This is a genomic window from Campylobacter devanensis, assembly GCF_002139915.1.
GTDB lineage: Bacteria > Campylobacterota > Campylobacteria > Campylobacterales > Campylobacteraceae > Campylobacter > Campylobacter devanensis.
On sequence record NZ_CP018788.1, the window covers coordinates 1356828 to 1369550 of the forward strand.

Below are 12723 nucleotides of genomic sequence, written 5' to 3' on the forward strand. Positions count from 1 at the left end.
TTAATAAATAGATATTTTTATTAAATCGCCTTATCCTTTACCAATTACTATAATACCCTCAAAGCTTATCATCAAGCGCCTTTCTATCGATTTTGCCATTAGCATTTAGAGTAAATTTATCCAATCTTATAAATATTTTTGGGATCATATACTCTTGAATTTTTTTACTTAAAAACTCTCTAATCTTATCTATATCTCTACTAGCTTCATAAAACGCTACAATTTTCTCACAAGTAAATTTACACGCTGAACGCTTGATTTGCGGATGTGAATTTAATGCCGCTTCTATCTCACCTAGCTCAATCCTATGACCATTTAGCTTGATTTGAGAATCTAGCCTGCCATAACAGATTAACTCATTATACTCATTATAAGCTGCAATATCGCCAGTTTTATAAATTGGGTCGTAGAAGTTATTATGAAGTGGATTTTGGATAAATACCTGCGCACTCTTAGTCCTATCGCCATAATAACCAAGGCTAAGACTACTACCACGCACGCATAATTCACCTTTGATAAATGGCTGAGTAATAAGGTTATTATCTTCATCAAAAAGTAAAATTTGTGTATTTTTACACGCTTTGCCAATTGGTAGTAGCTCATCATCACCAAATTCTCTATCACACACATAGTAGCAGCATACATCAGTTATCTCAGTTGGCCCATATAAATTAGCATAAAGTGCATTTGGCAAGGCTTTTCTCCAGATATTTAACTGACGATTTGGCATTATCTCACCACAAAATAGCACCTTTTTAAGTGTTTTTAGTTCTTGATGTTCTAACGCTCTTGTATTAGCAAAGTATATTAACACGCTAGGAACCCAAAATATCATCGTAACACCGTGAGTTTTTAAATACTCCACTACCTTAGCTGGAAAGGCAAATTCAAAAGTAGATAAAAGATGTAAAGTCGCTCCGCATCTAACTGTAGTAAAGATATCTAAAATTGAGTTATCAAAATAAAATGGTGCTTGATTTACCAATATTTCATCACTTCCAACATCAAAGGTTTTACTAACCCAAAATATATAATCAATCACACTTTTATGGCTGATACTCAAACCTTTTGGCTCACCTGTGCTTCCGCTAGTAAATAGCACATAAAGCAAGTCAGTATCAATAATCTCAACTCTACTAAGCAGTGATAAATTTAACTCAAAGCTATCAAATTCATCGCTATAAATCATTGGAATATCATAATTATTAGCACCCAAATCCCTTGCTGTAATAATAAGTGCAGGTTTTAAAATATTTATAATTTTTTGCACTCGCTCAAATGGCATTTTCTCATCTATAATACTATAAAAATTTCCACTTCTAGCTATGCCAAACATCGCTATAAGCGCTTCGATGGATTTTGGCAAAATTATTAAAACTGGCTTTTATTTAACCCAAATTCTAAAATCTTGCTAGCCAAAGCGCTACTTTTATGGCTAAATTCAAGATAATTAATACAATTCTTACCGCTTACAAATAGTGTTTTATTTGGATATTTTGCTACACTTTTATCTAGAAATTCATAAATATTGCTAATCATCACGCTACCTTAAATATCTTATTTTTCACTAACAAACACCCCTTTATTCCAATCAAGTTCATAATCAATAAATGTATAAAGATTTTTACCGCCATTATTTAATAAATCATTAGCTGTAATTCTAAAAGTATCACAAGAACCAAGCAGCTTGATATAATAACTATCAAATTTAACTTCCTTTAAAATACTTTCATAAAAGCTATTTAGCATATTTTTTTACCCCAGCAGCACGAACATACATCACATAAGTTCTCTTAGTCTCTACGCCATTAGCATCAATATATCCAGCCGTAAAAGGCTTAAAATAGCGATATGGCACTTGCGAGGCTCTTCTACATAATGTGCAAATGTAATTCCCATATTGATTACTACATTAAAAAGGCCATTTTCGCATCAAATTTATACATATAACCAAATGGCGAGTAACTCTCAAAGGCATCGATATTATTAAGATTAGCAAGCATTTTAGCATCCTTGCCCCAAACCATTAATGAATAAATCGGATGAGCTGTACGGCCAAATTCAGGGCGGTTTTTTAATATCCAGTTAGCTAACGCTCCAGTCGATCCAGATAATAAGCAAATTTACCTTTTAATAGTAAAAATTAATTAAATATTCCGCTACTGCTTAGGGTGATATCATTATCTATCCACTCTTTAACAGCTGGGATTTTAACTAAAGTTTTGCATAATGGCTCGCTTGAATTACTAGCATCATCAACACTAATAGTATCGCTTGCGAGCGTGATATTTAGGCAACTTGTCCAAGCTTCGTTTTTATCTAGTGATTTTTTATATGTTGGAGCGAGATTTTCTAGATTGCTTTGAGATTTTAATTCACCAGCTGGTAGTTTGCCATTTATAGTGTAATATGCAGTAAGCTGGACGATGGTATCTTTTAGTAAAGTAGCTGATGTTACAGCACTTGCATCATCCTTAGTAGCAACTAGCCTAGGTACTGCGATACTAGCTAAAATGCCAAGCACCACAATGACAAAGACTAGCTCAATCATTGTAAATGCGCTTCTCATCACGCTACCACATTTGGAAAATCATATACTAATCTTCCAGATTTTATAGTTTTGATTGCAGCACCTTTTAGTTTTTTACCTAGAAGTGGTGAGTTTTGTGATTTAGATTTGTTTAGCTTTTCATCGTAGAGATATTCAAAATCAGGATCGACAATTGTAATGTCGGCCAAATAACCCTCAGCGATAACTCCTCTATCGTTTAGTTTTAGTAGTTTAGCTGGATTTAGGCTAGTTAGCTCTACCATCTTATTTAAGCTTATCACCCCATCTCTAACTAAATTTAAAGTAAGTGGAATGAGCGTTTGAAGGCCTAAAATTCCAAATGGAGCCTTATCAAATTCTCTTTGTTTTTCATCATTATGATGTGGAGCGTGGTCAGTACAGATGATATCTATCACGCCATTTTTTAATCCATCTCTCATAGCCTCTACATCAGCTTTGGTGCGAAGTGGTGGAGACATTTTGTAATTTGTATCGTAGTTTTCTAGCTCACTTTCATCAAAAGTAAAGTGGTGCGGGCAGACTTCACAAGTGATATTTATTCCCTCTTTTTTAGCTGTTTCTATTAGTTTTAAACTCCATGCACTACTAACATGAGCTATATGGATATGGCCACCTGTGAGTTTAGCTAATAGCATATCACGACTTATCATTATCTCTTCTTGTTCTCTTGGCATACCTTTTATACCTAGTTTCATAGACATTAGACCTTCATTCATGTGGCCATTTCTACATAGTGAGCAGTCTTGAGAGTGATTTATGATAAATGAGCCGTGAAACGCTGAATACTCAAGCGCAGCTCTCATAACATCGCTAGAGCTAACAGGCAATCCATCATCGCTAAATGCCACGCATCCAGCCTCGCTCATCTCGCCCATCTCAGTAATTCCACCGCCTTTCATTCCTTTGGTTATAGCGCCAATTGGCATTAAATCTATTAGGCCTCGTTTTTTAGCCTTTTCTATCATATCTCTAGTTATTGTAGCATTATCATTAACAGGATTTGTATTTGCCATTGGACAACAAGCAGTTACTCCACCAGCTACTGCAGTTTGCGATCCAGTAATAATATCATCTTTATACTCAAACCCTGGATCTCTAAAATGCACATGGATATCAATTAATCCTGGCATAACTAATTTGCCATTAGCATCTATTACTATATCAGCAGATGGCTCATCTGTGGTAATAGAGATAATTTTATCATCTTGTATTAATATATTTGCTTTTTTACTCTCGTTGGCATTGATTATTGTTCCATTTTTTATTAAAGTTTTCATTATAGCCCTTTTAGATTTTTATAAACTATATCTAATATAGCCATACGCACAGCTACGCCATTTTCTACTTGTGATAAGATTGTAGATATGCGTGGGTCATCAGCTACATCGCTATTTAACTCTACGCCACGATTGATTGGTCCTGGATGGAGGATTATTACATTTTCTTTTGCTTTTTGCATTCTAGTTTTGCTTAGTCCAAAATATCTGCAATACTCTCTAATGCTTGGAAATGGAGTCTCATCATCGCTTCTTTCTAGCTGAATTCTAAGCATTATAATAGCATCGCTTCCACTTACTGCCTCATCCATATCTTTGCAAATTTCACAACCAAACACCTTAGTATATTGCATCATTTGGGGTGGGCCAAATAGCTTAACTTTTATACCTAATGTTTGCATAGCATAGATATTTGATCTAGCTACCCTAGAGTGAGCTATATCACCAATGATTGAAACTGTAAGATTATTAAATGAGCCAAATTTTTCATGTATTGTAAAGAGATCTAATAACGCTTGAGTAGGATGCTCATTGCAACCATCTCCTGCATTTATCACACAGCTAGGAGTGCGAGAAGCGACAAATTGTGCTGCACCTGAACTACTATGACGCATTATAAAGATATCTGTTTGCATAGATTCTATATTTTTGATTGTATCTATTAGGGTTTCGCCTTTATTGGTGCTTGAGTTACTAGCAGTGAAATTTATAGCATCGCTAGATAGCCTTTTGGCCGCAATTTCAAAGCTTGTGCGAGTTCTAGTGGAGTTTTCGAAAAATGAATTTACAACCGTTACGCCTTTTAGAAGTGGAGACTTTTTCTCATTTTGTAAATTTAGATTTTTATAATCTTTAGCTAGGTTTAAAATTTGATATATATCCTCGGTGGTAAGATCTTTTGTAGAGATGAGATCCTTTTTGGAGTATGCCATTTTTGCCCCTTTTTTTAATACGATATTTTATCTAGATTTGGCTTAATGGTAGATTTAATTTTGAAATTTTATTCATTTATTTAAATTCAAATTTTATTGACAATTTAAGAAAATTTGTATAAAATTGGTTCTTTCAAACTACAATTTTATTCGTTGTACTGCTATTTATTCACTATATTAAAGAGGTCTAATGGAAAATAAGGAAACTGCTCAACAATCAAACCAACCAACCAAAAAACAACACACACGCACACACACGCCAGTTGATGGCTATAAAATAGAAGAGTTAAGACTCCAAGACTTAGATAGCCTAGTAGCAATCGCCGAAGAAGTAGGCGTCCAAAACCCTAGAGAATTTCGCCGCCAAGAGCTAGTATTTGAAATTTTAAAAGCCCAAACCAAGCAAGGCGGATTTATCTTATTTACTGGAATTTTAGAGATAGTTGAGGGCGGATATGGCTTTTTACGCTCTACTGATGCGAATTTGAGTGATTCTGCTAATGATACATATGTTAGCCTAAGCCAGATTAAAAAATTCGCCCTAAGAGTCGGCGATATCATAACCGGACAAGTAAGAGAGCCAAGAGAACAAGAGAAATATTACGCTCTTTTAAAGATAGAAGCGATAAATTATAAATCCATAGCCGAAGCCAAAGAGCGCCCATTATTTGATAACCTAACTCCGCTATTTCCAAATCAAAAAATTCAATTAGAATATGATCCAATGAAGCTTACAGGTCGTGTGCTTGATCTTTTCACCCCGATAGGCAAGGGGCAAAGGGGACTTATAGTTGCCCCACCTAGAACAGGTAAAACTGAGCTTATGAAAGAGCTAGCTCACGGCATTACAAGAAATCATCCAGAAGTTGAGCTAATAGTGCTTTTAATAGATGAGAGGCCAGAAGAGGTTACAGATATGCAACGCAGTGTGCGTGGTGAGGTATTTAGCTCTACATTTGACTTACCAGCGTCAAATCATGTAAGGGTAGCCGAGTTGGTGATAGAAAAGGCTAAAAGGCTAGTAGAGATGGGAAAAGATGTTGTGATATTGCTTGATAGCATTACTCGCCTTGCTAGAGCGTATAACACAGTAACCCCAAGTAGCGGTAAGGTTTTAAGTGGTGGTGTGGATGCCAATGCCCTTCATAAACCAAAGAGATTTTTTGGTGCAGCTAGAAATATAGAAAATGGCGGAAGTCTAACGATAGTAGCGACTGCTTTGATCGATACAGGTTCTAGAATGGATGATGTGATATTTGAAGAGTTTAAAGGCACGGGTAATAGCGAAATTATCTTAGATCGCACCATTTCAGATCGTAGAATTTATCCAGCTGTAAATATACTCAAATCTGGCACTAGAAAAGATGAATTACTACAAGGTAGCGATGATTTAGGCAAAATTTGGGCTATACGAAATATTATAGCTACTATGGATGATATAGAGGCTCTTAAATTCCTATACTCTAAAATGTTAAAAACCAAAAACAATAAAGAGCTTTTAAGCATAATGAATGAATAAGGACTAAATTTGAAAGCTTTAGCACTCAAATATCGCCCAAAGAGCTTTGATGAATTGATAGGTCAAGATGTGGTGGCAAATACGCTATCTCATGCCTTAGATTCTAATAGATTAGGCCATGCGTATCTATTTTCGGGGCTTAGAGGGAGTGGCAAAACTAGTAGCGCTAGGATTTTTGCTAAGGCTTTATTGTGTCAAAAGGGTATAAGCGCTCATCCGTGCGAAGTTTGCCCAAATTGTATAATGGCTAATGAAAATCGACATATGGATATCATAGAGATGGACGCAGCAAGTCATCGTAAAATTGATGATATCAGAGAGTTAATCGAGCAGACAAAATACTCACCAAGTAGTGCGAGATTTAAGATATTTATCATTGATGAGGTTCATATGCTAACCAAAGAGGCCTTTAATGCGCTTTTAAAGACGCTTGAAGAGCCACCTGATTATGTTAAATTTATTTTAGCGACTACTGATCCGCTGAAACTTCCAGCTACTGTTTTATCACGGACTCAACATTTTAGATTTCACTCTATTGCTAAGGCTAGTGTGGTGAAGCATTTGGAGTTTATATTAAATAAAGAAGGGATTGAATTTGAACCAAGAGCCTTAGAGGTCTTAGCTAGAAGTGGTGGTGGTAGCCTTAGAGATACTCTTACCTTACTTGATCAAGCTATTATCTACTCACACGAAAAGCTCACGCATAAGGTTGTTGTAGATATGTTAGGACTGCTTGATCCAGCTAAGATCGATGAGATATTTGCAATAATAAATTCAAAGGATAAAAATAATCTTTTACAGCTTTTAAATGAGCTTCAAAATTATGATTCTAGCTCAATAATTGATGAATTAATCGAGTATTTAAAGTATAAATTTATACACCAAAATGGCGACTTTTCACTTTTGATTTTTGAGAGATTTTTTAGGATATTAAGCGAAGCTAAAGCTATGCTAAATAACTCAGCCGATCCAGAATTTGTTTTATTTATCACATTATTTATGATGCTTGAGGCATTTAATCTTACAAATATTGATGATGCAATATCATCACTAAAATCTCAATCACCCAATTCAAATTTATCGCTAAATTCAGTGTCAAATTTAACCTCGCAGCCAACAGAGCAAAACCATTCTAATTTAACATCAGTTAAGCCAAAATCAAAAAATAACTATCAACTATTTGTTGATGCCATTTATGATAAAAGCTATGAACTAGGTGTAATTTTTGATGAGTGTGTGAGTTTTAAAGGGTTTAAAGATAACACTTTAAATCTTGAGTTTGCTATGAGTGATGATCAGCTAATTTTGGCTAGGAAATTTTATAATGATGTAATTTTACCATCTGTTCGTAGTATTTATGGAGAAAATAGCAAGCTAAATGTACAAAAAAGTGAACCAAAAAAGCAAAGCCCACTTAGCCGTGCTCCAATGCCACCAATAATAGGACAGACTACGCTAAATAAGCAAAATCCAAATTCAAAACCAACCGACGAGCCAAAAGGATTAGAGGCACTAAAATCATCGCTTAGCCAAGAGGATATGAATTTAAAAGAGTTAAAACGGCTGTTTGGCGAGCCGCAGATTTTATCAAATAGTTAGGAAAATTATGGAAAATATAAGAAATTTCAGCATCATAGCCCATATAGATCATGGTAAAAGCACGCTAGCAGATCGCATTATAACAGAGTGTGGCGCTGTTGATGAGAGATCTATGAGCTCTCAAGTCATGGATACAATGGATATAGAAAAAGAGCGCGGAATCACTATAAAAGCGCAATCTGTAAGGCTTGGCTATACACTTGATGGCGAGCATTATATATTAAATTTGATTGATACCCCGGGACATGTGGATTTTAGCTATGAAGTTAGTAGGAGTTTGGCAAGTTGTGAAGGGGCTTTGCTAGTAGTAGATGCCTCTCAAGGAGTCGAGGCCCAGACAATAGCAAATGTATATATCGCACTTGAAAATAATCTTGAGATAATTCCAGTAATAAACAAAATAGATCTCCCAGCAGCCGATCCTGATAGAGTTAAAAATGAGATAGAGCATGTTATTGGGCTTGATTGCTCTGAGGCTTTAGAGGTGAGTGCTAAAAGTGGAGTTGGGATAAAAGAGCTAATAGAGACGATAATTCGCAAGATTCCACCACCAAAAGCGGATTTAAATTTGCCACTTAAAGCGCTTATTTATGATAGTTGGTTTGATAACTATCTAGGTGCTTTGGCTCTTGTGAGATTATATGATGGTAGCCTTAAAAAGGGTGATGAAGTCTATGTAATGGGAACTGATAAAAGGCATATTGTATTAGATCTGATGTATCCAAATCCTGTTTCGCCTATCAAGACTAATGAGCTAAAAGCTGGTGAGGTAGGCATAGTGGTTTTGGGGCTAAAAGATGTAGCCAGTGTCAGCGTAGGCGATACCATAACCCTAGCCAAAAATAGGGCCGCAGAGCCAATAGGTGGATTTGAAAAGGCCAAGCCATTTGTCTTTGCTGGATTATATCCTATTGATACGGATAAATTCGAAGATTTAAGAGATGCTTTAGATAAATTAAAATTAAATGACAGCTCTATAAGTTATGAGCCTGAAACTTCAGCGGCTCTTGGTTTTGGATTTAGGGTTGGATTTTTGGGTTTATTACATATGGAAGTTGTCAAAGAGAGATTAGAGCGTGAGTTTAATCTAGATTTGATAGCTACCGCACCGACAGTTACCTATCAAGTAGTATGCACCGATGGAGCTACCATAAATATCCAAAACCCAAGCGAACTACCACCAGTAAATAAAATAGAGCATATAAAAGAGCCATATGTCAAGGCTACTATCATCACGCCAAGCGAGTTTTTAGGTAATATCATAACTCTTTTAAGCTCACGCCGTGCTATTCAAACTAAGATGGATTATATCACCACTTCAAGGGTACTTTTGGAGTATGATATACCGATGAATGAGATAGTTATGGATTTTTATGATAAGCTCAAAAGCGCCACAAAAGGCTATGCGAGTTTTGATTATGAGCCAAGTGAGTATAGGATTGGCAAGTTAGTTAAGCTAGATATCAAAGTAGCAGGCGAGACCGTAGATGCTCTATCTATCATAGTACCTGAAGAAAAGGCTATGAGCAAGGGTAGGGATTTTGTCAAAGCGATGAAAGAGATAGTCCCAAGACAGCTATTTGAAGTGGCGATCCAAGCTAGTATAGGAAGCAAAATTATCGCTAGAGAAACGGTCAAATCAATGGGCAAAAATGTAACTGCTAAATGCTATGGTGGCGATATAACACGCAAAAGAAAACTTCTAGAAAAACAAAAAGAGGGTAAAAAGCGTATGAAAGCCATAGGCAAGGTTACCTTGCCTAGCGAGGCGTTTTTAAGCGTGCTTAAGATAGATTAAGGGGAGATGATGAAAAGGGGATTATGGATTGTACCAGCATTGATTATAGCTGGATGTAGCTCTGATAGCTCTAAGGCGACAGATATATTAAATAGCGTTAAAGATGCCAATATCCAAGAGATTATCAAGGTTGCCTTGCCAGAAGAGATCAAATCCAACCCAGCAATGGAGTATATACAAAACGCTATGGATAAAAATCAAAATGAGATAATAAAAAATATAGAGATATTAAGCCAAGATCTCAGTGAAAATAACGCCTATATAACTATCAAAATCAGATCTGCCAATGCCCATATAGATGGAGATAAGATCAAACTCAAAAGAGATGATAAGGGCGAGTGGATAATAATAAAATAGCATATTAATCTAAAATGGCATAAAATTTGCTAATAAGCCAAAAGGAGTTTAATGCCTTATATAAATATCAAAGTAACAAAAGAGAATGGAGAGCCTACAACGGAGCAAAAAGCGAAGTTGATAGAGGGCGTAACGGAGCTAGTAAGTCAAATTTTAGGTAGAAACAGATCTAGCACCATAGTAGTAATTGATGAGATAGATATGGAAAATTACGGCTTAGGTGCTAAAAGTATAAAATCTATAAGGGAGAGTAAATGAGATCAATTTTGGTTTTAATCTTAGCTATGATTTTAGGTGGATGCGCTGTAAGCAATAACACACAAACTAACCAGGAGCAAAAACCTAAACAAACACTATTTCGCATAGATGCAAAGTGTGAGCCTTGCTCACAAAGAGGCTATGAGACGCTAATTGATGGTAAATTATACAGAAGCGATGTAGCAATAAATTGTTGTGAAAATATCCGCACAATCGATACATCAGCAGCACTAAAAAAAGTATATATCCATAAAGTTATCGATTTAATAGAAACACAAAAGTTAATAAAAATTAATGGTAAATATATTAAATTTGATAAAAATTTTGCTAAAGTATTTTACGAAACATTAGCTGCTGAACTAGAAGCTCGTGGAATTTATGTTGCAAGTGATGGTGATTCGCCTTATACATATAGGGTTCAGTTTGAATTTGATAATATCAAAAGCATTTATAGTCCAGGTGCAAATTATTTAAATTCAAAACTCTTTGGTACGCTAAAAATTAAAAATATCAATAAAAATAGAACACTCTATATCACTACAACTCAAAATGTAAGCGATCTAAGCGTAAGCAAGATAGATGATTTTGACCTATATATGAATCTACTAATCAAGCAATCAGCCAATAAAGTTGCTCAAGAGATTTCAAAGTTATAAAAGGCCATTTCTAAGGCTATTTTGGTAAATTAATGCGATGTGTGAAATGTGCTAAAATATCGCTTAAATTGATATGTAAAGATTGCCAAAAGATACTTAGTGAGTATCAGCAAGGTTGTAGGCTAGTAGATGGATTTAAGGTATATTATTTTTATAAATATAGTGATATAAAAGAGATTTTATCTACTAAGCATCATCTTTGTGGTTCATTTGCGATTTCGAATTTGGCTCGTTTGAGCCTAACCAAATTCGCTAGTGAGTTTAGCTTTGGGAGCAAGGTTTTAGTAATTCCGCTTGATGATAATACAAAAAGCGGATATTCTCATACTGCTATCCTAGCCAAGGCTTTATCAAATTCAGAATTATCACCGCTTTATAGGGCATTGCGTGCTACAAATAGCGTGAAATATGCTGGAAAATCTTTGGAGTTTCGTCGCAAAAATCCACGGCAATTCAAGCTTTTAAAGCAGATTAAATATCCTGTAATCTTAGTAGATGATATAATCACCACCGGCTCTAGTATGCTAGAGGCTCAAAAGCTCTTAAAAAGAGCCGGAGTTAGGGTGCTTTTTGGCCTAGTTTTAGCCGATGCTAGGGAGTAGGAATTTGAGTGTTAAAATCCTAAATTTATCAAATCCCACACCCAATGCTATATTTTTCTAACATTTGATTTAAGCTTGATATAACCACTCTTGCTTCATCATCGCTCATCATCTGATGGCACGGCAGACTAAGCTCAGCTCTATAAAAATCCTCAGCACCATCTAATCTCATCTCGCCATATAAATTTTTATAAAAGCTAAATTGATAAGTTGGCTTATAATGCACTTGTACCCCAATGCCCATAGCGTGAAGTTCGTTATAGATATCCTCTTTTACGCACCATAAATTCGAGTTTAAAAGCACCGGATATAGATGCCTGGCACTTCTTATATTATCTGGGATATCTATCGTTTTTAGATATTTTGAGTTTTTAAAGGCATCATCATATATCTTAGCAATCTCATAACGCCTATTTATAAATTTATCAAGCTTTTTGATTTGGCTTAGCCCCAAAGCACACGCCACATCGCTTAAGCGGTAATTATAGCCTAGAGTTACCATATCCATATTCCAAGCCTGTTTTTTTACCATACCATGTGAGCGTGTGAGTCTAGCAGATTTAGCGATATTTTCATCATTAGTTAGCAAAGCCCCACCCTCAAAAGTCGTAATAGGCTTAATCGCATGAAAGCTAAAAATCGTAGCATCAGCCAAAGTGCCAACCATCTTGCCATTAATACTACTACCCAAAGCGTGACTAGCATCATCAATAATTTTAATATCTTGCTCTTTTATTAACGCTTTGATAGCATCCATATCTACTGGATACCCACCAAAATCCACAGCGGTTATAACCTTGGTTTTATCGCTTATTAACTCTTTTATAGAGGCTGGATTTATATTACCATTTAAGAGTACATCAGCAAATTTAATCCTAGCACCACACATTATAGCCGCATTTGCGGTGGCTGCGAAGGTTATAGGAGTGGTGATAACTTCATCGCCAGGTCCTACACCAAGTGCGATATATCCAGCGTGAAGTGCCGAAGTGGCTGAGTTCATCACCACAGCATATTTCGCCCCAGTAAGCTCGCACAAAGCACTCTCAAAATCCACCACACGATTTCCACAAGTTAGCATATCGCTTTTTAGCGCTTCTACCACGGCTTGTATATCATCATCTTCTATTTTTTGTCTGCTATAAACCATCAT

13 protein-coding genes and 1 pseudogene are annotated in these 12723 nt (G+C 35.7%); 7 read left to right on the forward strand and 7 right to left on the reverse strand.

The genetic code is table 11. From position 1 onward, the window contains the following. Positions 1-58 precede the first annotated feature (58 nt). From CIGN_RS06820 to CIGN_RS06845, 6 genes and pseudogenes are all read right to left on the reverse strand, one after another. A pseudogene (locus CIGN_RS06820) lies at positions 59-1539 on the reverse strand (amino acid adenylation domain-containing protein). An 18-nt stretch (positions 1540-1557) separates the two neighbouring features. Next, complete coding sequence (locus tag CIGN_RS06825) at positions 1558-1749, reverse strand: hypothetical protein (protein ID WP_086302909.1); 192 nt, start codon at positions 1747-1749, stop codon at positions 1558-1560. Between the two features lie 158 nt (positions 1750-1907). After that, on the reverse strand, positions 1908-2123 hold the full coding sequence (locus tag CIGN_RS06830; RefSeq protein ID WP_086302911.1) for an AAC(3) family N-acetyltransferase: 216 nt from the start codon (positions 2121-2123) through the stop codon (positions 1908-1910). A 20-nt stretch (positions 2124-2143) separates the two neighbouring features. Next, positions 2144-2569, reverse strand: coding sequence for a type II secretion system protein (locus tag CIGN_RS08460; protein ID WP_086226815.1), 426 nt, complete (start codon positions 2567-2569; stop codon positions 2144-2146). Next, a complete protein-coding gene (locus tag CIGN_RS06840; RefSeq protein WP_086228428.1) occupies positions 2569-3849 on the reverse strand; it encodes a dihydroorotase in 1281 nt (426 codons plus the stop codon). The genes CIGN_RS08460 and CIGN_RS06840 overlap by 1 nt, the downstream gene beginning before the upstream one ends. Further along, entirely contained in the window at positions 3849-4781 is a 933-nt protein-coding gene (locus tag CIGN_RS06845; protein ID WP_086302913.1) for an aspartate carbamoyltransferase catalytic subunit, read from the reverse strand. Before CIGN_RS06845 ends, CIGN_RS06840 begins: the two co-directional genes overlap by 1 nt. A 190-nt stretch (positions 4782-4971) precedes the next feature. On the opposite strand from CIGN_RS06845, the gene rho reads away from it, so the two are divergent. From rho to CIGN_RS06880, 7 genes are read left to right on the forward strand one after another with little or no spacing between them, the layout of a single operon-like run. After that, positions 4972-6300, forward strand: coding sequence for a transcription termination factor Rho (rho, locus tag CIGN_RS06850; protein ID WP_086225018.1), 1329 nt, complete (start codon positions 4972-4974; stop codon positions 6298-6300). A 9-nt stretch (positions 6301-6309) separates the two neighbouring features. After that, the gene (locus tag CIGN_RS06855; RefSeq protein WP_086302914.1) at positions 6310-7899 is read left to right on the forward strand and encodes a DNA polymerase III subunit gamma/tau; all 1590 of its coding nucleotides are present in this window, start codon (positions 6310-6312) and stop codon (positions 7897-7899) included. Positions 7900-7906: 7 nt separating this feature from the next. Further along, a complete protein-coding gene (lepA, locus tag CIGN_RS06860) occupies positions 7907-9697 on the forward strand; it encodes a translation elongation factor 4 (protein WP_086225016.1) in 1791 nt (596 codons plus the stop codon). A 9-nt stretch (positions 9698-9706) separates the two neighbouring features. After that, the gene (locus tag CIGN_RS06865) at positions 9707-10054 is read left to right on the forward strand and encodes a hypothetical protein (RefSeq protein ID WP_086302916.1); all 348 of its coding nucleotides are present in this window, start codon (positions 9707-9709) and stop codon (positions 10052-10054) included. A gap of 51 nt (positions 10055-10105) precedes the next feature. Then, positions 10106-10312: a tautomerase family protein gene (locus tag CIGN_RS06870; RefSeq protein ID WP_086296420.1), complete on the forward strand. Its 207-nt coding sequence runs from the start codon at positions 10106-10108 to the stop codon at positions 10310-10312. Next, entirely contained in the window at positions 10309-10968 is a 660-nt protein-coding gene (locus tag CIGN_RS06875) for a hypothetical protein (RefSeq protein WP_086302918.1), read from the forward strand. Before CIGN_RS06870 ends, CIGN_RS06875 begins: the two co-directional genes overlap by 4 nt. Before the next feature lie 32 nt (positions 10969-11000). Continuing rightward, entirely contained in the window at positions 11001-11570 is a 570-nt protein-coding gene (locus tag CIGN_RS06880; protein ID WP_086225012.1) for a ComF family protein, read from the forward strand. 28 nt (positions 11571-11598) lie between these two features. Here the strand turns inward: CIGN_RS06880 and pseC are convergent, their stop codons facing one another. Next, positions 11599-12723 (reverse strand): UDP-4-amino-4,6-dideoxy-N-acetyl-beta-L-altrosamine transaminase, encoded by a 1125-nt coding sequence (pseC, locus tag CIGN_RS06885; RefSeq protein WP_086302920.1) that lies wholly within the window; start codon positions 12721-12723, stop codon positions 11599-11601.